Source organism: Alteromonas oceanisediminis, from assembly GCF_018474025.1.
Lineage (GTDB): Bacteria > Pseudomonadota > Gammaproteobacteria > Enterobacterales > Alteromonadaceae > Alteromonas_E > Alteromonas_E oceanisediminis.
In genome coordinates, this window is the sequence record NZ_JAHCTA010000004.1 from 327,796 (window position 1) to 350,647 (window position 22,852).

21 protein-coding genes are annotated in these 22,852 nt (G+C 48.2%); 12 read left to right on the plus strand and 9 right to left on the minus strand.

All coding sequences use genetic code 11. From position 1 onward, the window contains the following. Positions 1–15 precede the first annotated feature (15 nt). Both KIU71_RS09135 and infA read left to right on the plus strand, forming a co-directional pair. Positions 16–714 (plus strand): arginyltransferase, encoded by a 699-nt coding sequence (locus KIU71_RS09135; RefSeq protein WP_214130950.1) that lies wholly within the window; start codon positions 16–18, stop codon positions 712–714. A gap of 75 nt (positions 715–789) precedes the next feature. Beyond that, positions 790–1,008, plus strand: a complete 219-nt coding sequence (infA, locus tag KIU71_RS09140; RefSeq protein WP_214130951.1) for a translation initiation factor IF-1 — start codon at positions 790–792, stop codon at positions 1,006–1,008. 58 nt (positions 1,009–1,066) lie between these two features. On the opposite strand, the gene clpA is transcribed toward infA, so the two are convergent. Continuing rightward, entirely contained in the window at positions 1,067–3,334 is a 2,268-nt protein-coding gene (gene clpA, locus KIU71_RS09145) for an ATP-dependent Clp protease ATP-binding subunit ClpA (protein WP_214130952.1), read from the minus strand. Between the two features lie 18 nt (positions 3,335–3,352). Beyond that, positions 3,353–3,673, minus strand: coding sequence for an ATP-dependent Clp protease adapter ClpS (gene clpS / locus KIU71_RS09150; RefSeq protein ID WP_214130953.1), 321 nt, complete (start codon positions 3,671–3,673; stop codon positions 3,353–3,355). A gap of 191 nt (positions 3,674–3,864) precedes the next feature. On the opposite strand from clpS, the gene cspD reads away from it, so the two are divergent. After that, a complete protein-coding gene (gene cspD, locus KIU71_RS09155) occupies positions 3,865–4,083 on the plus strand; it encodes a cold shock domain-containing protein CspD (protein ID WP_214130954.1) in 219 nt (72 codons plus the stop codon). 63 nt (positions 4,084–4,146) lie between these two features. On the opposite strand, the gene KIU71_RS09160 is transcribed toward cspD, so the two are convergent. Next, positions 4,147–6,375 carry an NADP-dependent isocitrate dehydrogenase gene (locus KIU71_RS09160; protein ID WP_214130955.1) on the minus strand — a complete coding sequence of 743 codons (2,229 nt, stop codon included), beginning with the start codon at positions 6,373–6,375 and terminating at the stop codon, positions 4,147–4,149. A gap of 200 nt (positions 6,376–6,575) precedes the next feature. Here KIU71_RS09160 and KIU71_RS09165 point away from each other — a divergent pair, with 200 nt between their 5' ends. The 6 genes from KIU71_RS09165 (at position 6,576) to KIU71_RS09190 (ending at position 12,888) form a co-directional block, all read left to right on the plus strand. After that, positions 6,576–7,178: a pseudouridine synthase gene (locus tag KIU71_RS09165; RefSeq protein ID WP_250207390.1), complete on the plus strand. Its 603-nt coding sequence runs from the start codon at positions 6,576–6,578 to the stop codon at positions 7,176–7,178. A 79-nt stretch (positions 7,179–7,257) separates the two neighbouring features. Beyond that, a complete protein-coding gene (mnmA, locus tag KIU71_RS09170; RefSeq protein WP_214130957.1) occupies positions 7,258–8,382 on the plus strand; it encodes a tRNA 2-thiouridine(34) synthase MnmA in 1,125 nt (374 codons plus the stop codon). A 1-nt stretch (position 8,383) separates the two neighbouring features. Further along, complete coding sequence (hflD, locus tag KIU71_RS09175; protein ID WP_214130958.1) at positions 8,384–9,010, plus strand: high frequency lysogenization protein HflD; 627 nt, start codon at positions 8,384–8,386, stop codon at positions 9,008–9,010. Positions 9,011–9,024: 14 nt separating this feature from the next. Further along, positions 9,025–10,392, plus strand: a complete 1,368-nt coding sequence (gene purB, locus KIU71_RS09180; protein WP_214130959.1) for an adenylosuccinate lyase — start codon at positions 9,025–9,027, stop codon at positions 10,390–10,392. Positions 10,393–10,492: 100 nt separating this feature from the next. Continuing rightward, positions 10,493–11,752 carry an adenylate/guanylate cyclase domain-containing protein gene (locus tag KIU71_RS18035; protein WP_214130960.1) on the plus strand — a complete coding sequence of 420 codons (1,260 nt, stop codon included), beginning with the start codon at positions 10,493–10,495 and terminating at the stop codon, positions 11,750–11,752. Then, positions 11,749–12,888, plus strand: coding sequence for a cupin domain-containing protein (locus KIU71_RS09190; RefSeq protein WP_214130961.1), 1,140 nt, complete (start codon positions 11,749–11,751; stop codon positions 12,886–12,888). The genes KIU71_RS18035 and KIU71_RS09190 overlap by 4 nt, the downstream gene beginning before the upstream one ends. Here KIU71_RS09190 and KIU71_RS09195 read toward each other — a convergent pair. Together KIU71_RS09195 and ydiJ are read right to left on the minus strand one after the other, a co-directional pair. Beyond that, positions 12,885–13,304 (minus strand): DUF4826 family protein, encoded by a 420-nt coding sequence (locus tag KIU71_RS09195; RefSeq protein WP_214130962.1) that lies wholly within the window; start codon positions 13,302–13,304, stop codon positions 12,885–12,887. The two genes, KIU71_RS09190 and KIU71_RS09195, sit on opposite strands and share 4 nt — an antisense overlap. Positions 13,305–13,324: 20 nt before the next feature. Further along, a complete protein-coding gene (gene ydiJ / locus KIU71_RS09200) occupies positions 13,325–16,426 on the minus strand; it encodes a D-2-hydroxyglutarate dehydrogenase YdiJ (RefSeq protein ID WP_214131040.1) in 3,102 nt (1,033 codons plus the stop codon). A gap of 172 nt (positions 16,427–16,598) precedes the next feature. Between ydiJ and KIU71_RS09205 the strand changes: the two genes are divergently transcribed. Further along, on the plus strand, positions 16,599–16,811 hold the full coding sequence (locus KIU71_RS09205) for a PGPGW domain-containing protein (protein WP_214130963.1): 213 nt from the start codon (positions 16,599–16,601) through the stop codon (positions 16,809–16,811). Positions 16,812–16,860: 49 nt separating this feature from the next. Here KIU71_RS09205 and ppsA read toward each other — a convergent pair whose 3' ends face one another. Beyond that, positions 16,861–19,233: a phosphoenolpyruvate synthase gene (gene ppsA, locus KIU71_RS09210; RefSeq protein WP_214130964.1), complete on the minus strand. Its 2,373-nt coding sequence runs from the start codon at positions 19,231–19,233 to the stop codon at positions 16,861–16,863. A gap of 181 nt (positions 19,234–19,414) precedes the next feature. Between ppsA and ppsR the strand changes: the two genes are divergently transcribed. Further along, positions 19,415–20,227: a posphoenolpyruvate synthetase regulatory kinase/phosphorylase PpsR gene (ppsR, locus tag KIU71_RS09215; RefSeq protein WP_214130965.1), complete on the plus strand. Its 813-nt coding sequence runs from the start codon at positions 19,415–19,417 to the stop codon at positions 20,225–20,227. Between the two features lie 4 nt (positions 20,228–20,231). Here the strand turns inward: ppsR and KIU71_RS09220 are convergent, their stop codons facing one another. Both KIU71_RS09220 and KIU71_RS09225 read right to left on the minus strand, forming a co-directional pair. Then, positions 20,232–20,579, minus strand: coding sequence for an RnfH family protein (locus tag KIU71_RS09220; protein WP_214130966.1), 348 nt, complete (start codon positions 20,577–20,579; stop codon positions 20,232–20,234). Beyond that, entirely contained in the window at positions 20,572–21,009 is a 438-nt protein-coding gene (locus KIU71_RS09225; protein ID WP_214130967.1) for a type II toxin-antitoxin system RatA family toxin, read from the minus strand. Before KIU71_RS09225 ends, KIU71_RS09220 begins: the two co-directional genes overlap by 8 nt. A 106-nt stretch (positions 21,010–21,115) precedes the next feature. Here KIU71_RS09225 and smpB point away from each other — a divergent pair, with 106 nt between their 5' ends. After that, entirely contained in the window at positions 21,116–21,586 is a 471-nt protein-coding gene (gene smpB, locus KIU71_RS09230) for an SsrA-binding protein SmpB (RefSeq protein WP_214130968.1), read from the plus strand. On the opposite strand, the gene KIU71_RS09235 is transcribed toward smpB, so the two are convergent. Further along, positions 21,583–22,830: an NADH:flavin oxidoreductase/NADH oxidase family protein gene (locus KIU71_RS09235; RefSeq protein ID WP_214130969.1), complete on the minus strand. Its 1,248-nt coding sequence runs from the start codon at positions 22,828–22,830 to the stop codon at positions 21,583–21,585. The two genes, smpB and KIU71_RS09235, sit on opposite strands and share 4 nt — an antisense overlap. Positions 22,831–22,852 lie beyond the last annotated feature (22 nt).

Sequence of the window (22,852 nt, forward strand, 5' to 3'; positions counted from 1 at the left end):
AGCAAGGTGTCCACAATGAAGTTTGGTATCACACAAGCATTTGATTGCAGTTACCTGCCGGACCAGAAAGAACAACTTCTGGTCTACGTCGACGAAACCTCTCACATCAATGCGCAGTATGAACAACTGCTTCGTGCGGGGTTCAGGCGCAGTGGTGAACAAATCTACCGACCGCATTGTAAGAGCTGCTCCGCGTGTCACAGTTTGCGTGTATTGGTACAGTCTTTTACACCATCACGTAGCCAAAAACGCGTGCAGCGTAAGAATGCAGCGTTACGACTGGAAACGAGCACACGGACAAGATCCAGTTACTACCCACTGTACGAGCTTTATATTGAACAACGCCATCGTCACGGCAGCATGTACCCACCCTCGCCGCAACAGTTTGACAATTTCATTCACTGTAGCTGGAATCACGCTTTGTTTTTGGAGGCATGGGACAACGAAAAACTCGTCGCCGTGTGCGTGATGGACGCATTTCCCTCAGCATTGTCAGCGTTGTATACGTTTTTCGATCCGGCCTATGAAAAACAGTCCATTGGCAGCTATATGATTCTAGAACAAATTGCGCTTGCGCAACGCACGGCCAGACAATATGTGTACCTGGGCTATCAGATCGATGCCTGCGCGAAGATGAGTTATAAGCAAAATTACTACCCTCACGAGCGGTTTTATCAAAATAAATGGCATCTACAGGTAAAAAAAGCAGACTAGCGCTTTACACTGCTGCGTAGATTGATTAAAGTCTGCGCGGCTAATTTTTGGAATTTTTTGAGGTAATTGCTTTACATGGCAAAAGAAGACAGTATTGAAATGGAAGGGACAATTTTGGATACCCTTCCAAATACAATGTTTCGCGTAGAACTTGAGAACGGTCACGTTGTGACGGCTCACATTTCCGGTAAAATGCGTAAGAACTACATCCGAATTCTCACTGGTGACAAAGTTACCGTGGAAATGACGCCGTATGACCTCAGTAAAGGTCGTATTATCTACCGCGCTCGTTAATCACAATACCTCAAGAAAAAGCCCGGTAACGACCGGGCTTTTTTTATTACACGATAGCTTACGCCTCTGACTTACGCTTCTCTGGTGCGGTGTACTTAAATGTGAAATTGTCGCCTTTCAGGCCAACTTTGACACTACCACCACTACTGAGTGAGCCAAACAGCAGCTCGTTCGCCAATTCTTTCTTAATTTCTTCCTGGATCACACGCGCCATAGGTCTTGCCCCCATGGATTTGTCGTACCCTAGTGTGGCTAGATGCGAGCGTGCACTGTTAGTCACTTCCAAAGAAACCCCTTTCGCATCTAATTGGGCTTGCAGTTCAATAATAAACTTATCGACTACCTGCAAGATGATCTCCTCATCAAGATGATTGAACCAGATAATGCTGTCTAATCGGTTTCTGAACTCCGGTGAGAAGATTTTGTTGATTTCGCCCAGTGCATCAGTGCTGTGATCCTGTTGCTTGAATCCAATCGATTTGCGCACAGTCTCCTGTACACCCGCGTTGGTTGTCATCACGAGCACCACATTACGGAAATCGACTTTGCGACCATTGTTGTCTGTCAATGTACCATGATCCATCACCTGCAATAGGATGTTGTAGATATCAGAGTGCGCCTTTTCAAGCTCATCCAACAACACGACAGAATAAGGATTTTTAATCACGGCATCCGTTAACAAACCACCCTGATCGAAACCAACATACCCCGGCGGCGCCCCAATCAAGCGACTAACCGAGTGACGTTCCATGTATTCTGACATATCAAACCGAACTAACTCGACACCCATTATCTTTGATAACTGTTGGGTAACTTCTGTCTTACCGACGCCTGTAGGCCCGGCGAACAAAAAGCTACCAATGGGTTTCTTCTCACTGCCTAAACCCGAGCGCGATAAATGAATCGCATTGGTCAGCGTTTCAATCGCTTTATCCTGACCAAACACCACCATTTTCAAATTTCTGCCCAGATTTTTAAGCACTTCCTTATCCGTAGCTGACACAGATTTCTCCGGCACTCGTGCAATTTTTGCAATAACGTGCTCAATGTCACCCACACCGATAGTCTTTTTCCGCTTAGACTGTGGCAGCAGGCGCTGGCTCGCACCGGCCTCGTCCATCACGTCGATGGCTTTATCCGGTAAGTGGCGCTCATTAATGTACTTCGCAGACAGCTCTGACGCCGCTTGAATCGCTTTGTTGGTAAAGCGGACATTGTGGTGAGCTTCGTAACGTGACTTCAATCCCATTAAAATCTTTGTCGTATCGCTGACACTCGGCTCTACCACATCAACTTTTTGGAAACGACGCGCAAGTGCGCGATCTTTCTCAAAAATACCCTGATATTCCTGATAGGTGGTCGAGCCGATGCAGCGTAATTCACCGCTGCTCAGTTTAGGTTTGAGCAAATTAGAGGCATCCATTACACCGCCCGAAGCCGCTCCCGCGCCAATGATGGTATGTATTTCATCAATGAACAAAATAGCATTAGGATCGGCACCTAATTCTTTCAAGATTGCCTTAAGCCGCTTCTCAAAATCACCGCGATATTTGGTACCCGCCAGCAAGCCGCCGAGATCAAGCGAATACACCGTGCTATCGGCGATAACCTCAGGCACCTGATTATTAACGATACGGTATGCCAACCCTTCTGCGATAGCCGTTTTACCGACCCCCGCTTCGCCCACCAACAAAGGATTGTTCTTGCGTCGACGACAGAGTATTTGTACGGTACGTTCCAGCTCACTGTCTCGGCCAATCAATGGGTCAATTTTGCCGTCTTTGGCGTACTGATTCAGGTCAGTGGTAAACTTATCCAATGCAGACTGAGAGGCCTCGGCGTCCCCTCCTTCCTCGGCGGTTTCTCCACTCGCAGGCGCATCATCATCATGCTTGCTCACACCATGGCTGATAAAATTCACAACGTCCAGACGAGTGACATCGGCTTTTTTAAGGATGTAAACCGCTTGTGATTCCTGTTCACTAAAGATAGCTACCAGCACATTCGCGCCAGTGACTTCCTCTTTGCCAGAAGATTGTACATGAAACACTGCGCGCTGGAGAACTCGCTGGAACCCCAGGGTGGGTTGCGTTTCACGGTCAGAGTCTTCCTCCTCCAAAATCAGAGGTGTTGTGTCTTTGACAAATTCGGTCAGCTCTCCGCGGATCAAATCAATGTCGGCTCCACAAGCTTTTAGCGCTTCTTGCGCTGCAGGGTTGTCCATCAATGCCAATAAGAGATGTTCGACCGTCATAAATTCATGCCGATGCTCTCTAGCAAACACAAACGCCGCATTGAGCGTTTGTTCTAAATCTTTATTTAACATACTTCCCCCAATTTCAACCTACGCTGGCTCCATAGAGCACATGAGTGGGTGTTGATGTTTGCGTGCGTACTGATTGACTTGCATGACTTTTGTTTCCGCGATCTCAGCGGTATACACGCCGCACACTGCGCGCCCCTGATAATGAACCGTTAACATAAGCTGATTCGCTTTTTCGCCGTCCATGTTGAAAAACTTGCGCAACACTTCGATGACAAAATCCATTGGTGTGTAGTCGTCATTGTTCAGCATCACCTTATACATCGGCGGCGGCTGCGCTTTCTTGCGCACTTCATCGAGGTGCTTTTGTTTGTCGATGCTGATGGTGTTGTCTTTACTCATACTCTCATAATAGCCATTGGATCGTTAAAAAATAAGCATTTCTTATAACGAATTTGATATTCGCCTTGACATATCGTGGTTAAAATATCTACAGTTTGAGGGTGGTGTTGTGAAGTGACGCACAATTCCTCTCCCTATCTCATTGTGGGGGCTAAAAAGTTCGAGTTCAAGGATTAAGAGGAAGTAGATGTATGGCGGTTGGCAAAGTTAAGTGGTTTAACAACGCGAAGGGTTTTGGTTTCATTGTACCTGAAGATGGTGGAGACGATATTTTCGCCCATTATTCTACCATTCAGATGGAAGGTTATCGTTCGTTAAAAGCGGGACAAGAGGTAACCTACGACGTGCAGGAGGGTCCGAAAGGTCTTCATGCCGAGAATATTGATATACCTGAAAATCCTGAGAGATAGTCTCACCGATACTGAAAAGCCCAGCTTATGCTGGGCTTTTTATTGGTCTTAAATCGCGTTTGTTTACACCGTTGCTAACGCGTCACGCAACAGCTGACTGGGCGACATCGCCTTACTCACTAGCTCTTCATCTGGCATGTAGTAACCGCCAATATCTGTTTCTTTGCCTTGAGTCGCATTGATTTCGTCCAGAATAGCCTGCTCGTTCTCTTTGAGCATTTGCGCCAACGTTGCGAAATGCTTCGCCATCTCAGCGTTTTCGGTTTGATTCGCAAGTGCATCAGCCCAATACATCGCTAGATAGAAATGACTTCCACGGTTATCCAGTTCGCCAGCGCGACGTAGCGGTGACTTTCCGTTGTTTAATAACTGCTCAGTTGCGTTATCTAACGTTTTTGCCAATATCTTTGCGTTCGCATTGTCTTGCTTAATGGCTAAGTCTTCCAGAGAAACGGCTAGCGCTAAAAACTCACCGAGTGAGTCCCAGCGTAAGTGCCCTTCTTCAACAAACTGCTGAACATGTTTCGGCGCCGACCCACCAGCTCCTGTTTCGAACAAGCCACCGCCCGCCATTAGCGGTACGATAGAGAGCATTTTTGCACTGGTTCCCAGTTCAAGAATGGGGAACAAATCTGTCAGGTAATCACGTAGAACATTGCCGGTCACAGAGATTGTGTCCAAACCACGGATAGCGCGCTCCATGCTGTAACGGATCGCGCGAACCGGAGACATGATCTGAATGTCCAGACCCTCAGTGTCGAGTTCCTTCAAGTAGGTGTTCACTTTGCTAATCAATTGAGCGTCATGCGCACGCTCATCGTCCAGCCAGAATACCGCAGGCGTGTCGCTTTGACGCGCACGACGCACAGCCAGCTTCACCCAATCACGAATAGGCTCGTCTTTCGCTTGGCACATACGCCAGATATCGCCTTCTTCAACCTCGTGTTGGATCAACACATTATTGTCCTGATCGATGATGCTGACTTTACCATCACCTTTCATTTCAAAGGTTTTATCGTGTGAGCCGTACTCTTCCGCCTTTTGCGCCATTAAACCAACGTTAGGTACCGAACCCATTGTGGTTGGGTCAAAAGCCCCATGGGTTTTACAGAAGTTAATCACTTCTTGATAAATGGTCGCGTAGGTACTTTCCGGAATAACCGCTTTCGTATCTTTGGGCTTTCCATCTGGCCCCCACATTTGACCCGAATTACGGATCATCGCCGGCATTGACGCATCAACGATAACATCGCTGGGTACGTGCAGGTTTGAAATGCCTTTGTCGCTATTTACCATCGCTATCAAAGGGCGGTCCGCGTAGCATTTATTGATGTCGTGCTGAATTTCTGAGCGCTTAGATTCTGGCAAACTCGCGATTTTGTCGTATACGCTTCCCAAACCATTATTCGGGTTAACACCTAACTCATCGAATAGCTCGCCATACTTATCAAACAAATCTTTATAAAATACTTTGACACAGTGACCAAATACAATCGGGTGCGAGACCTTCATCATGGTAGCTTTAACGTGCAGCGAGAAGAGTACGCCCGTTTGTTTCGCATCTTCAATCTGTTCTTCAAAGAAAGCGCATAGCGCCTTTTTGCTCATGAACATGCCATCGATAACTTCACCTTCCAGCAAATCAACCTTTGGTTTCAGTACGGTTTTATTACCTTGCTTATCTTCAAACTCAATGCGAACGTGCCCAGCTTTTTCCATCGTCATGGATTTTTCATGGCTGTAGAAATCGCCGCCGCGCATATGCGCAACGTGGGTCTGCGATGCCTGACTCCATGCGCCCATCGAATGCGGGTGTTTCTTCGCATAGTTTTTCACTGCCGTTGGCGCACGGCGATCAGAGTTACCTTCACGCAAAACGGGATTCACTGCGCTACCCAAGATTTTGCTATAGCGCTCTTTTATCTCTTTCTGCTCATCATTTTGCGGCGCTTCCGGGTAATCAGGTAAATCATATCCTTTACTCTGAAGCTCTTTAATAGCCGCTCTCAGTTGCGGTATCGATGCACTGATATTAGGCAATTTGATAATGTTTGTATCGGGGTTCTGTGTGAGTTCACCCAATTCCTGAAGCGCATCTTTTACCTGTTTATCTTCAGGCAAACGATCTGAGAAGGCGGCCAAAATACGCCCTGCCAGCGAAATATCGCTCAATTCAACCTCAATGTCGGCGGTTTTCGCAAACGCCTGTATAATGGGTAAAAGAGAATAGGTCGCGAGTAGCGGTGCTTCATCGGTTTTGGTGTAAATGATTTTTGACTTCGATGTCGTCATTCTGAACCTCATGCTCATGGCGCTGTGCGCCGGTTAGATTTCAAGTGGCATAAACGGCATTAGTATAGGGTCGAATTGCGAGGTTACAAGTCATACCATTGTCGCAAAGGCATTCAAGCGCTAAGAAATATCGAGTAGACTGGGTTGCTGACGGTGCGCCTATACACCACTAGCCTCTCACACAAAAAGAAATGATCAGCATGCAGAAACACCGACAGGGTCGCCGCTTTGCGACCAAGAAACCAATCCACACGGCGAATAGAGAAGTACTGCTGTTCAACAAGCCGTTTGATGTTCTCTGCCAGTTTACGGATGACTCGGGCCGTAGAACGCTCAAAGATTACATCGATGTACCCAATGTTTACGCTGCGGGGCGCCTTGATCGCGACTCCGAAGGGTTGTTGTTATTGACTAACGACGGCTCACTGCAACACACACTCACTGACCCGACACAGAAAACATCAAAAACCTACTGGGCGCAAGTCGAGGGCATTCCGCACCCTAAAGCACTGGAAAACTTTGCCAGCGGACTGAAGTTGAAAGATGGCCTGACACGTCCTGCCAAAGTAGAGGTGATACCCGAACCTGAAATCGTGTGGGAACGGACCCCACCGATACGGGAGCGCAAAGCAATACCTACGACCTGGCTGGCCATCACGTTAACAGAAGGCCGCAACCGCCAAGTCCGGCGCATGACAGCGCACATTGGTCACCCTACGTTACGTTTAATCCGCTATCGGATTGGTAGCTGGACAATCGATGGATTGAATTGCGGTGACTGGCGGCGCATATCACTCGGTTAACTTTGGAAATCCCTCGTCAGTTCTGCTAAAATCCCGCGCCTTAAAAAGCCCCGATAGATTGGCCGTTAAATTGAACTTCATGACTGAAAAGAACCCTTCAAATCAACCTTCTCCAGCAATGCAAAAAGTCATTGTTGGAATGTCCGGCGGCGTTGATTCGTCTGTCTCTGCATATCTGCTACAACAGCAGGGCTATCAGGTTGAAGGCGTGTTCATGAAGAACTGGGAAGAGGACGATAACGACGAATATTGTGCGGCTGCCCAAGACCTGGCTGATGCTCAAGCCGTAGCAGATAAATTAGGCATTGAACTGCATACGATCAATTTTGCTGCCGAATATTGGGATAACGTATTTGAGTATTTCCTTGCCGAGTATGCCGCTGGTCGCACGCCTAACCCGGATATCATGTGCAACAAGGAAATAAAGTTCAAAGCCTTTTTGGAGTTTGCCGCCGAAGACTTAGGCGCAGATTATATTGCCACCGGGCACTACGTTCGCCGACGTGAACGGGAGGGAAAATTTCAGTTGCTGCGAGGTTTAGACGGCAACAAAGATCAGAGCTATTTTCTGTATACCTTAAGCCACGAGCATGTGGCTAAAACACTGTTTCCCGTCGGTGAAATCGATAAGCCGCGTGTACGGGAAATTGCCGCAGAACTGGAGCTTGTTACTCATGACAAGAAAGATAGCACTGGGATTTGCTTTATTGGCGAGCGCAAGTTCACAGATTTTCTACGTCAATACTTACCTGCTAAACCGGGGCCTATCGTCAGTGCTGAAGGCGAAACGTTAGGAGAGCATCAAGGTCTGATGTACCACACCTTGGGGCAACGCAAAGGTTTGCATATTGGTGGCTTGAAAGACCATAGCGAAGACCCATGGTATGTTGTCGATAAAGACGTAGCCGGCAATACGCTTATCGTCGGTCAGGGCGCTGATCATCCTCGTCTCTTTTCCAAAGGGCTGATCGCCAATCAACTGCATTGGGTTGATCGCGAAGCGTTAAATGAACCCCTTCGCGCGATGGTGAAAACACGCTATCGTCAGCAGGATATTCCGGCCACACTAGAGCCTCAGGAAGATGGGAGCGTAACGGTGATGTTCGACGAACCTCAAAAAGCCGTCACGCCCGGTCAGTCTGCGGTATTTTATCAGCATGAAGTCTGCCTTGGTGGCGGCATTATTGAGAGTTATATTCGTTAATATGTTAGCCCCCAACATTGAAAACCAACTCGCATTGGCTGGCGTTTGTCAAGCCGCCGCTTTGGTCCAGCAAATCGCAAGAAAAGGTGAGGTTGACATCAAAGCCTTTGAAGCGAGCCTGTCCAGTATTTTGGTTACCAGCCCGGAAAATCCTCAGCAGGTGTTTGGTTCGCTGGATAATCTGGCCATCGGATTTCAAACACTGGTTGCGCAATTGGGCAATAAGCCCGGGAATAAAGACGCTGAGGTGACACGCTATATTGCCAGCGTTTTAGGTCTTGAACGGAAGTTAAGCCGCAACGATAAAGCCATGAACCAGCTCGGCGAACGCATCTCCCACGTACAGCGACAATTAGCGCATGTCGATTTTGAGAATCAGCAGATTATGAGCTCACTGGCTAGCATATACAGTGATGTAGTAAGCCCCTTGGCACCACGAATACAGATTGCTGGCCATCAACAACATTTGGACAAAGTCTCAAACCAGCATAAAGTGCGCGCTCTGCTATTGGCCGGCGTGAGAGCCGCAGTGATGTGGCGACAAATGGGTGGCAAACGTCGCTATATTCTATTTAAACGTAAACATATTCTAGCGTCTGCTGTTCAAGCGCTAAGACTGATCAACTAACTTCGGAGAACCTTGTGACGTTATCATCACTCACCGCCATTTCGCCTATTGATGGGCGCTATGCCAGCAAAACAGACGCATTGCAGTCCTTATTTAGCGAGTATGGGTTGTTAAAGTTCCGAGTCGTTGTTGAAGTGCGCTGGTTACAGTTTCTTTCACAATTGGATGACGTTAAGGAAGTACCAGCCTTCAGCGAGTCAGCAAATCAGCATCTCGATCACATAGTAGAAAGCTTTGACGTTTCTCATGCCGAACGCATCAAGCAGATTGAGCGTACCACCAATCACGATGTGAAAGCGGTCGAGTATTTTCTAAAAGAGCAAGTAGCCGACATTCCAGAATTAAATGCGGTCAGTGAGTTTATCCACTTTGCGTGTACATCAGAAGACATCAACAACCTTTCACATGCCTTGATGCTTAACACTGCACGTCACGATGTGCTGTTGCCTTTGCTCGACACCATTATTGGCGAACTTCGCCGTCTTGCAAATGAGCTAAAAGCCGTACCGATGATGGCACGAACGCATGGTCAACCGGCTTCGCCAACCACCATGGGCAAAGAGATGGCGAATGTCATGATGCGTCTGGCGCGCCAGCGCGAACAAATCGCCAAGGTTGAGATTTTAGGTAAAATTAATGGCGCAGTCGGCAATTATAACGCGCACCTTTCGGCCTATCCCGACACAGACTGGCATGCTGCCTCAAATGCATTTGTGACCTCATTGGGCATTCAGTGGAATCCCTATACAACACAGATAGAGCCGCACGATTACATTGCGGAACTGTTTGACGCCATTGCACGCTTCAACACGATATTGATCGATTTCGACCGAGATATTTGGGGTTACATTGCCCTTGGACACTTTAAACAGAAAACCGTTGCGGGTGAGATTGGCTCCTCAACGATGCCACACAAAGTGAACCCCATTGATTTTGAGAATTCAGAGGGTAATCTTGGGCTGGCAAATGCGCTGTTCAACCATTTATCAGCTAAGTTGCCTATCTCACGCTGGCAACGTGATTTGACCGACTCTACCGTACTGAGAAACTTAGGCGTAGGCTTGGGGTACTCTCTGATCGCCTATCATGCGACGCTTAAGGGGATCAGTAAACTCGAAGTTAACGCTTCGAGCTTAGACAACGAGCTGGACTCAAATTGGGAGCTTCTTGCCGAACCGATCCAAACGGTCATGCGCCGATACGGAATTGAAAAGCCTTACGAAAAATTGAAAGAACTGACTCGTGGTAAGAAAGTCAATGCACATGCTATCGCTGAATTTATCGACCAGCTTGACCTGCCTGACCATGCCAAAGCCCAGCTAAAAGCGTTGACACCGGCGAATTATATTGGCGATGCAATACGGCTAACTGACCAGTTGTAAGGTAACGTCTTCCCCACTACGCTTGCATAAACATCGGCAGGGAGGCCGTTGTGAACTTCTCATCCTATGAGATTTACACGCACAGGGAGCACAAACCATCGTGTCGGCACAAATGATCGCAACGCTTAAAACCACACGGCAGCATCTACACAGCGTGGTAACACTGTTAGTGTGTGTTGGTGTTGGCTGTCAAATCCTTTTAGCGCTAATTATTCAGCCGCCATACAGCGTAGCGATTGCACTTAGCGGGGTTGCGCACATGCTAATGTTTGGCAGTGCGCTACTTTTAGTTCACAGAGAAGCCCTCCGCATAGCGCGGCGCATTACACTAGTCAGCTACCTCACCTATCTCACCAGTGTGTGTATTTTATGGCAAAGCAACTATCACACGCATTGGTTCATGTTATTAGGTGTTTTCATTGCGTGTTATCTCTATGCCGGTGATACCACTAAGCGCTTGATCGTTCCTGTCAGCGCCTATGTTGCTGCATTTGTGGTGTTTGAATTACTCTACACCGGTTGGGTTCCGGCCTCACTTTACAGTATGTTGCTAAGCGCATGGCCGCCAATACACAGTCACGTTAAACCTTTTGTCAGTTTTTCCAATGCGCTGCTGTTACTCATTACGTGCACCAGTGTCGCATTTAGTGTGCGCCATTTGATCACGCTCCGCTGGAAGCAACTAAACGCGCTTCACCAACAATCATACGGTGTGCTTAGGCAAATATTGCCAGCGAACATTCACTTGAATGACACCCGTTCTACCCCCGAGACGATCCAATGCCCACAAGCCGTTGTCATGTTTATCGATATGTCGGGTTACAGTACGTTCGCTGCCAAACATAGCCCTGTACAGAGCATGCAATTGTTGCACGACTGCTTCTGTGCTTTCGATGATGAAATCGTTCAGGCGGGTGCGGAACGTATTAAAACCAACGGCGATCAATACATCGCCGCTATTGGACTCAACACCAAAGGGTCAACGGGTGCGCCGGGCCCCTCAGTTCAAGCAAATGCAATCGCTTTATGCCGCGCTGCCCTGTCTATCGTCGACGCATTTGGTCAAATAGCCCACAATTCAGGGTTCGATTCGTCTTTGCGAATTGGTATTGCTTGTGGCTCGGTATCGGCCGGTGTAATCGGCAAACTGCGCCCGCACTGGGATATTTGGGGTGTTTCGGTGATCAGAGCCGCGCGACTGGAGCAAACCTGCCCACACAATCAAGTTCACATTTGTGCCAATACCGCCGCATTGATCACGTTGGAAATTGCCGTTAAGAATCATGGTAAAATTCCGCTCAAAGGCTTGCCCCTCACAACAAGCTACCTTATTCGCCGCCACATAGCAGATACCCAATGAATTTAATCGATAAAGACTTTAACGTTCAGCATTTTCTCACCCAGCACTGGCAACAAAAGCCTGCTGTACTGAGGAACCTTATTCACCACTTTAGGGATCCGTTAGATGAACATGAACTGGCTGGATTAGCCATGCAGCCGGATGTAGACAGCCGCATCGTGTCACGAACAGCGACGGGGCAGTGGAAAAACACCTCTGGTCCATTCGATGGATTCGAATCGGTGTGTATTGACCAGTGGAGTTTATTGGTCCAATCCGTCGACCGGCATATCGGTGAAGTGGATGACCTGATCGAGCAATTCACTTTCATACCTTACTGGCGTATGGATGACGTCATGGTAAGTTTCAGTGTTGCAGGCGCTGGTGTCGGCGCGCACATTGACCAATACGATGTATTTCTTATCCAAGGTAAGGGGCAGCGTCGTTGGCAGATAGGCGAACCGGGAGACTACCAGGAAGTGAACCGTGACGGGCTACGTCAGATCAACGAGTTTACTCCGATCATTGATGTGATCACGCAGCCAGGCGATATTATTTACATTCCGCCCGGTTGGCCGCATCGGGGTGAAACGATACATGATGCTCTGACATACAGCATTGGTTTTCGTGCACCGGACAACGAGCAACTGATCGCCGCGTTACATGACAACCTTTTTGAGCAGCAAGGCAAAAACAGCCGTTTTACCGACCCACACCGGGAAGCAACCATGCATCCAGCCTGTGTCGATAATGGCGACATCGAACGTTTAAAACAGCTCATGATAGAGGCCGTCAATCGCCCAGAGACTGAAGAGATGCTCATGCGTTTTCTGAGTGAGCAGTCCCTTGATATTGAACCTTTGGCCCCCTCGCCGGAGTCACGTTCCGACTTAGAAATGCACTTACCCCACCGCATCACGGTGTGTCGAAACGAAGCGGTGAGGCCCCTCTATAGAGCTAAACAGAGCGGCGCTACCTTCGTTTTCTACATCGACGGTGTCGGGTTTGAATGCTCAGCGGGTCTTAAACACATCGTTGAGCCTTTACTGAATCAACCACTGACTGAAACAAAGTTGGCAGTAACCGACCCCTACTTTGCAGAATATTGCTCACTACTACGATCTTTGGCTGAGCAAGGCTTCTATTTTGTTGACTAGGACTGAGAGGCCCAGAGTTTGTCTTGCGATTGCAGTTCAAACAAGCCTTCAGCGCGGGCCTCTAGTAACTGGGCATACTCGGTTTGTGTTGCGTCGTTGGCGGCTTCCGAACGAATGTTCTCGGCTTTCAACTGCCATTTGAGCGCAAAGTGACGTAAGGCACTACGCGCATCTTCAGCCACACTGCTGGGCAAGTAATCGACCGGCAAGTCGCCGCTGATAACCCAGTATTGTTTTTGATTGTTCGCGTTAATCTTCCAAATAGCCACAAAAGGTGCCATGTAACGGCTATCTTCCGCCACCACGGATTCAAATAAGACACCATTCTCAGCCAAGTGTTTATTCGCTTTTTGAAATTGTGTTCTGACCCACTCACCCAATTGCTCCTGGTTTTGAGGCGCTTGTTGCTGTTCCATGTTAATGTCCTTAATCGTTGTTATAGCTTGTGCTCAGCGGAGGAATTTGTCGCCTGTTTCGCGTGTTTTATATGCGCGGTTAGCACTTGTAAGGGATGTTTCGGTTTGAAGCCATCAAACCGATTAACCTGGCTACGACAGGAGTAGCCGGTTGCTAATAGAGTGTTATGCGCTGCGTGCTGCACCACGTCGCGCCAACTTAAATCGTAGATATTGCGACTGTTTTCGAATTGTTCCGCTTCGTGACCATAAGTTCCCGCCATGCCACAGCAACCGACGGCAGTCGATTGCAGCGTTAAGCCGGCTTGTTTAAATATGTTTTGCCACTGGCGCTCTGCCGCAGGAAGCGCGGTTTTTTCAGTGCAGTGCGACAGTAGTAGGTAGGGTGTCGTTGGCGATTTTTCGTCACCGCTATCAGCTAATCGACTTGCCACAGCGGGGTTGCTCAGTGCGTCGGTAAGCCACTCCTGTACCGTGAGCACTTCAAATTCACCGCGCTTATCGCCTAACGTTTTTTTGTATTCATCGCGATAACACAGTACCAATGAGGCATCCACGCCCACCATCGGCACGCCCAGTAGCGCAATTTCGTTAAGAAATGTGGACGTGGCCTGAGCGGTGCGCTCAAAGCGTGACAGAAAGCCTTTAACGTGCTGAGGTTTACCATTGGGTTTAAATGGCAATAGCACGGGCGTCAGACCCAATGCACTGATTAACGTTGCAAACTCAGCGACGACCTCTGCATCGTAGAAGGAGGTGAACGGATCCTGAACGATAATCACATGCTGTTGACGTGCGCCTTCATCTAAACGACGCAATTCGCCAAGCGTTACACGATTATCTAACGACTTCATCTGCTGTTGTAACGATGGCGACGAGATGAGCGGCGTATCGACATAACCGATGCTTTTTTTAAGTAACGTTTGCATCCAGCTCTGGCGCAAAAACGCATTAAAAAACCCAGGTGCTTTTGCCATTATCGGCGCGATCTGCTCAACATTGGCAACGAAGTGATCTTTTAACGGTCGCAAATAACGCTGGTAATAAATTGAAAGAAACTTGGCTCTAAAATCGGGGACGTCAACGCCGACAGGACATTGGCTACTGCATGATTTGCACGCCAAGCACCCGTTCATAACCTCTAACACTTCATGAGAAAAATCCTGCGTGCGGCTACGCGAATTTATCCAGCGCTCCCACAGCGATGTAGAGAAAGACTCAGCATCGAGTTTATCAGGTGTGACACCTTGTTGATTCAGTAAGCGCAGCCATTCTCTGATCATGCCTGCTCTGCCTTTGGGGCTATGCCGGCGATCTTGAGTGACTTTGCTTGACGGGCACATCGGCGATGTCGTGTCGTAATTAAAACACAGCCCATTGCCGTTACAACTCATGGCGGGCTCAAACGTTTGCTTAAACTGAATGGGAATTGTCTTATCCAGATGCGCTCGCTTTGGTCCTGCCACTTTAACCAGCGGTTCGTTGGAATGAATGGGTGTGCATATCTTGCCCGGATTCATTTGGTTATGGGGATCAAAGGCTGTTTTGAGTTTGCGCAATTCCGTAAAGAGCTCATCACCAAAAAATGCCGGTCCGTACTCACTGCGATAGCCTTTGCCATGCTCTCCCCACATCAGCCCGCCGTATTGTGCAACGAGTGTAACCACTTGGTCTGACAAGGTTAGCATTAACTTTTCCTGAGCGGGGTCGCACAAATCTAACGCGGGGCGAACATGCAAAACGCCAGCATCAACGTGACCGAACATACCGTAGTGCAAACCGTGTGAATCTAAAAGAGCGCGGAAATCCATAATAAAATCGGCGAGGTTTTCGGGGGGTACCGCAGTGTCTTCGGCGAAGGCGATGGGTTTCTGACTCCCTTTTGTCTTGCCCAAAAGGCCTACCGCTTTTTTGCGCATGGCATAAATCTTTTGAATTTCTGCCGTGTCAAAGGTGATTTGATAGCCAATCACTCCATTGCTTTCATCGTTGATGGCACGATCCAGTGTGGTTTTCAACGCGTCGATGCGAGACTCTATGTCTTCAAGCGATTCGCTATTATACTCAACCATATTCAGGCCCATCACCGACTTATTTGGTACATCTTTGATTAGGTCGCTGATGCTGTGCCAGATGATGTCGGTACGGGCCAAATTGAGCACATTACTGTCGACGGTTTCGACCGATGTTGCCTGCGCCTCAACCATTGCCGGAGCATGCCTGAGTGCAGATTCAAAACTGTCATATTTTATGTTGATCAGCGCTTTGTGCGTTGGGATAGGCGTAATATCCAAAATCGCCTCAGCCACAAATGCCAGTGACCCTTCTGAACCTGTGATCACGCGGGTTGCATCGATCGCGCTGAGGTCATCGGATGCCGCATGCTCCAAATCATAGCCCGTCAGAAAGCGGTTCATACGTGGAAATTTGGCTAAAATTGCATCGCGTTTGCCAATACAGGTATCAACCAACTGAGCATAAATGCCTTTCGCTGTATCGGTTAGCCCCTGCTGCTGTACCTGCCCCAGTTCGCTATCCACTTTTCTGGGCGCTGTTTTGAATACTTCACCATTGGCCAGCACCGCAGTAATGCCCAGTACGTGGTCGCTGGTCTTGCCGTACACCAGTGAACCCTGACCTGACGCATCCGTATTGATCATACCGCCGATAGTGGCGCGATTACTGGTTGACAGGTCTGGCGAAAAGAAAAAACCAAACGGGCGTAAATAATCGTTCAGTGCATCCTTCACAATCCCGGCCTGCACCTTAACCCAACGCTGCTCCACATTGATTTCCAGCACTTGATCCAGATAACGGCTGATATCAACGACGATGCCATTGGTGAGTGATTGCCCATTGGTACCGGTTCCACCACCGCGAGCTGAAAACTTGATGCTGGGGTTCTGCGCTGCCAACTGGCCTATCTGCACGATATCATCGACACTGCGCGGATACACAACGGCTTGTGGCATAGCCTGATAAACCGAGTTATCGGTCGCAACAGCAAGACGACTCGAGTAGCTTGATTCTATGTCGCCTGAAAACGGACTGCGCGACAACGCATCCAGAAAGGCAAGATACTGACTGTCTAAGCCAGACTCAGGTGATATGGCAGGTAAAATCAAACGCTTTCGCTCCCGAAAATGAGGCGCAATTATACAGTGCGGCAGATTAATAACCAAGTGACGAAGCGGCGGAGCGCGCAACAATTAGAAACAACTTAACCGTACGCATGACTGTTGCCACCACTATACTGACTTAGTTAATACGAGAGACCGTTCAAAAGGGGTACAAATGAATAAAACATTGAGAACCATCGGCGGCGCTGCGCTATGCATCACGGGTGTCATATTTACTGTGATACCGGGGTCAATTTTATTGGTTATTGCAGGGTTGGTTTTGCTGAGTATGGATCACCTTGCGGCACGCAAAGTCTTAAAGCGCACTCAGCGCTCCATGACGCGAAGCGCTGCGTGGCTTGATCGTTGGTTGCTAAGTCGTCGTTAAAAAAAACGCAACCGGTTGGTTGCGTTTTTTGCGATGAAAAGGCTGCTTGCTATGCGTGTTTTTCAGCCAGATACAGCCAGGTTTCAACCACTGTATCAGGATTAAGTGACACGCTGTCTATACCTTGCTCCACCAGCCAGGCCGCCAAGTCTTCGTGGTCAGATGGGCCCTGACCACAAATACCAACATACTTGCCACGTTTCTTGGCTGCTTGAATAGCCATCGCTAATAACGCTTTCACGGCTTCGTTGCGTTCATCAAACAAATGCGCAATGACGCCTGAATCTCGGTCTAACCCTAAGGTTAACTGCGTTAAATCGTTTGAACCGATAGAGAAGCCGTCGAAGATATCCAAGAATTTATCGGCCAGTAGGGCATTAGAAGGTAATTCACACATCATAATAACGCGTAATCCGTTTTCACCCTGCTTCAAGCCCTGTTCGGCCAGTAGCTCAATAACTTTCTCACCCTCTTCCAAGGTCCGAACGAAGGGGATCATAATCTCGACATTGGTCAAGCCCATGTCGTTTCGAACACGCTTAATTGCCTCACACTCCAAGGCAAAACAGTCTCTGAAATCTTCCGAGATGTAACGGCTTGCCCCACGGAAACCCAACATCGGATTTTCTTCATCCGGTTCGTATTGGAAACCACCGACCAAGTTGAAATATTCATTCGACTTAAAGTCTGACATGCGCACAATCACTTTTTCAGGTGAGAATGCCGCACCGATGGTTGATATACCTTCAACCAACTTCTGGATGTAAAACTCAACAGGTGATTCGTAGCCGGCAATCATTTCACTGATTTCCGCTTTCAAATCATCAGGCTGTTCCTCAAAATTTAACAGCGCCTTCGGATGCACACCAATCATACGGTTAATGATAAATTCAAGACGTGCAAGGCCCACACCAGCGTGCGGTAAGCGGGCAAAATCGAAAGCTCGATCTGGATTACCGACATTCATCATCACTTTAAGCGGTAGATCCGGCATAGAGTCAACACGCGATGTTACTACATCAAACTCCAGCGCTTGATTGTATATGTAACCCGTGTCGCCCTCAGCACAGGACACCGTGATTTTGTCACCATTTTTAATCGCTTGAGTCGCATCTGCACAGCCCACAACCGCAGGTATACCAAGCTCTCGCGCGATGATCGCAGCATGGCATGTACGCCCGCCTCGGTTAGTTACAATCGCAGCCGCTTTCTTCATGATCGGCTCCCAATCTGGGTCGGTCATGTCAGTCACTAACACATCGCCTGGCTGGATTTTGTCCATTTCTTCAATGGAGCCAAGCACCTTAGCCACACCCGCACCAATCTTATGACCAATAGCACGGCCTTTACACACGATCCCAGCATTACCTTTAAGCTGGAAACGCTCAATCACTTGCGCGTCTTCTCGGCTACGCACCGTTTCTGGGCGAGCCTGAACGATATATAACTTTCCGTCAGTGCCATCTTTGGCCCATTCGATATCCATCGGACGTTTGTAATGCTTTTCTATGATCTGTGCTTGCTTAGCAAGCTCCATCACTTCTGCATCGTTCAAGGAAAACTGCAACGACTGCTCTTTGGGAATATCAACGATTTCCACTTGCTTGCCGTGTTCGACCGCATCTGAATAAATCATTTGTGTGAGCTTACTGCCCAAATTGCGACGCACAATGGCAGGTTTACTGGCATTTAATGTTGGCTTGTGCACGTAAAATTCATCGGGATTTACCGCCCCCTGCACCACCATTTCGCCCAAGCCATACGAACTGGTGATGAATACCACATCTTCAAAACCGCTTTCGGTATCAATAGTAAACATGACACCAGAGGACGCAATATCGCTACGTACCATGCGCTGAATACCCGCTGACAACGCCACACCTTTGTGATCGTATCCCTGGTGCACGCGATACGAAATAGCCCGGTCGTTAAACAATGAGGCAAACACATGCTTAATGGCTACCATCACCGAATCATAGCCTTTCACATTCAAAAACGTTTCTTGCTGGCCTGCAAACGAGGCGTCTGGCATATCTTCGGCGGTCGCAGATGAGCGTACTGCAAACGAAGCTTCGTCGCCCGCATCGCCCTGTAATTCAGCAAATGCGGAACGAATAGCATCTTCTAGCTCGGGTTGAAATGGGGTTTCGATGATCCAATCACGTATTGTCTTGCCGGCTTGCGCCAAGGCATTTACGTCTTCGACATCGAGAGAATCTAGCAATTCGTGGATACGGGCCTCAAGACCGCTTTGTTCTAAAAATTGATTGAATGCTGACGCGGTGGTCGCGAATCCACCTGGCACTTGCACACCGGCGTTGGCTAAGTTGGATATCATTTCACCTAAAGAGGCGTTCTTGCCGCCCACTCTACCAACGTCGTCCATTCCCAACTGTTGATACCAAAGTACGTACTCTTGCACCTGTAAAGCCTCCGGCTGTTATTGCTAAATTGTAGGTTTTTTGTGTTTTTGTTGCCGCCTAGATAAAGTAAATTCATGCTAAGACTGGCTTTTTCTCGGGGGGATTTTAGAATGCCGGTCATCACAAAGTAAAATTTTATTTACTTCTGTAATAAATTTACAACAATGTTAAGGAGATGTTGTGCGCACTGCATACTATATATCTGATGGTACAGCCATTACTTCTGAGGTTTTTGGCCACGCGCTTCTGTCTCTGTTCCCAATGAAATTTACTCACAAAACCATCCCGTTTGTGGAAACCGAACAACATGCGCACGAAGTGTTAACAAAAATTTCTGAAAGTTTTCAAGAAAATGGTGAGCGTCCACTGGTGTTCTACACCATAGTGAACACAGATGTTCGTAAAATAATCTCGTCGTCAGTGGGAATAAACTACAATTTTCTCGATCAATTCGTGGCGCCGCTGGAAAAAGTGCTGGGGGTTCCCTCAAAACCTGAGAAGCACCGTACACACAGTATTCACGAAACCACTTACGATATTAGAATTGAGGCGGTTAATTACGCCCTGGCGAATGATGATGGCTCTAACTTGAAGAACTATCACGAGGCCGATTTAATTTTGGTGGGTGTATCGCGCTCGGGTAAAACACCGACAAGCCTTTATCTGGCGCTGCAATACGGTATTAAAGCGGCGAACTACCCGTTCACTGAAGAAGACATGGGCGATATTTTGAAACTGCCGCCCGCGCTACGCCGCTTCAAAGATAAGCTCTTTGGCTTAACTATCCATCCTGAGAGATTGCATCAGATACGTTCTGAGCGGCGCGCTAACAGCCGTTATGCGTCTATGCAGCAGTGTCGGATGGAACTTCGTGAAGTCGAAAATTTATACCGCAAGGAGAAAATACCGTTTCTGAACAGTACAAAATTTTCGATTGAGGAGATCTCAGCGAAAATCTTAGCAACCACAGGCTTACAACGCCGCAAATACTAAATAGTTAATCAGGTTTTTCAACAGGCGGCTTGGGACGGCCGCCAGTGACCTTATCCGCACGTCCTTCCTGTTTCGCTTTTTCCGCACGGCGTTTACGCACTTCTTTTGGATCAGCAATCAACGGGCGATAAATTTCAACTCTATCGCCGTTAGACAACACATCCGTTAGCTTCGCCGTTCGGTTCCATACACCCACTTTGTTTTGAGACAAATCAATATCCACGAAGGTCTTTAAAATACCTGAGGCTTGGATAGCTTCCTCGACGGTTGCGCCTGCATCAATGCGGATCTCAAGTAACGCCTGCTTTTCTGGCAACGCGTAGGCCACTTCTACCGTGATTTGCTCAGCCATGTGAATAAACCTGCTTGGCACGTGCGGTGAATGCATCGACCATATTCGCCGCAATACTGTTAAACACCTTCCCAAACGCCAATTGAGTGAGGCGGCTATTAAATTCAAACTGTAAATTGAGCTCGATCTTACAGGCTGATTCATTTAGGGGCGTAAACACCCAACCGCCACTTAACGCCGAAAACGGCCCATCCACTAACGACATATCAATGCGCTGGTTTTTCACCCAATGATTGCGCGTGGTGAACCACTGCTTGATACCCGCTTTTGAAATTAACAATGATGCTTGCATGGCATCGTCAGAATGCTGATCGATTCGGCTGTCAGCACAACCGGGTAAAAATTCAGGATAAGACTCGACATCATTGACGAGGTCGAACATTGATGCCGCGCTAAATGCGACAAGCGCACTGCGCTGAACTTGGGCCATGCGGCTCCTTAAAATCACGTTTTAATACACTGGGTAAAAGTTTATCACGAAATTTTTAGATAAAAACCGTTAACAGGTTGTGTGGGTCGTATATAATGCGCGGCTTATGAATAAGAAAAAACAATCTCCGGGCAACATTGCCCAAAATAAAAAAGCCCGTCACGAATTTAGTTTAGAAGACAAATTTGAAGCAGGGCTTGAGCTGCAAGGCTGGGAAGTCAAAAGTATTCGCGCTGGCAAGGCGAGTATCAGCGAATCGTATGTCACCATCGATAAGGGTGAAGCGTATCTTCTTGGCTGTCGCATACAGCCGCTCAATCAGGCTTCCAGCCACGTGATTTGCGACCCTGAGCGCCCTAAAAAACTGCTTCTGAAAAGGCGCGAGCTCGACAAACTGATGGGCGCACGTGATCGCCAAGGCTACTCAATTGTCGCCACGTCAATGTATTGGAAAGCGTGTTGGGTAAAAGTCGAAATTTATCTGGCTAAAGGTAAACAGGCTCACGATAAGCGCGATACGGTGAAAGACCGTGACTGGGCACGCCAAAAAGAACGTATGATGAAACACAGCGCCTAGCTGGCGCTGTGTTGACTGTGTTTGATGACATTACGCCGGTAACGTTTGGTCAATCTGGCCGTGCGCCATCGATCAATAATCAGTGTCCATAACGGGCTGTCATTTTTTGAGGGTGATTTCTGTTGGCTTAATCGCCTGAGCTGGCGTTTGATCAAGGCCATCGTCGCCAATCCAGTCAACGCTTTATCTTTCCATTGTACTGTCGGTAAAGCGCAATCGGGCGCTTCACCGCGCTGCCATTTTGCCACTAAATCCGGTTGATAAGCCAGTGCACTTGCCATGCCGACTAAATCGATACCCCCATCGATGACTTGCTTGGCGGTTACCAACCGAGATATCCCGCCCGTGGTCATTATTGGCAGCGAGGTGTTGGCGGCAATGGCTTGTGCAAATGTTAAAAAATACGCTTCTCGCGCCAGTGTACGATCATCCGCTGAACGACCTTGCATGGCAGGTGCCTCATAACTACCGCCTGACAATTCGACAAAATCGACAGCCAACTCACTGAGTTGCGAGACGACTACCTGTGCATCGTCGATATCAAATCCGCCGCGCTGGAAGTCTGCTGAGTTAAGCTTAACTGATACACTAAAGCCCTGCCCGCATGCACGGTTTATCTCACCGACAATGTCGCACAGCAGGCGCGCACGATTTTCAATCGACCCTCCCCACTTATCATCGCGTTTATTCGTTAGCGGCGAGAGAAATTGGGACAGTAAATAACCGTGTGCCGCGTGGATCTGTACTCCATCAAACCCGGCTTGTTGCGCACGTTGTGCCGTTGTAGTGAAGCGTTTAATCACATCGGAAATTTGCGCATCAGTCATGGTGGTTGGTTGCGCAAACAAACCTGAATGCTTACCCATATTTAAGGCAACGTTCGACGGCGAAAGTACTTTCCCCCCCATACTTTTGAAAACCTGACGGCCCGGATGGTTAATTTGCATCACAATTTTACCGCCATTGTAATGCACCGTTTCAGCCAAACGGCGAAATGGCGTTAGTTCACTTTGCTCAATTAAGGCCACGCCCCCCGGGCCAGTCATGGCGTATTCATCCACCATGACATTGCCGGTTAAGATCAGGCCCACACCACCTTTTGCCCACGCTTCATAGAGGTTAAACAACGCACTATCCGGCTGCTGTTGCGCATTGGCTAAATTCTCTTCCATTGCGGCTTTTACAAACCGATTTTTTATCGTCAATCCGCTGGGTAGCGTGATTGGCCTAAATACATCTGACATGCCATTCTCTCTCGCAGTTGGG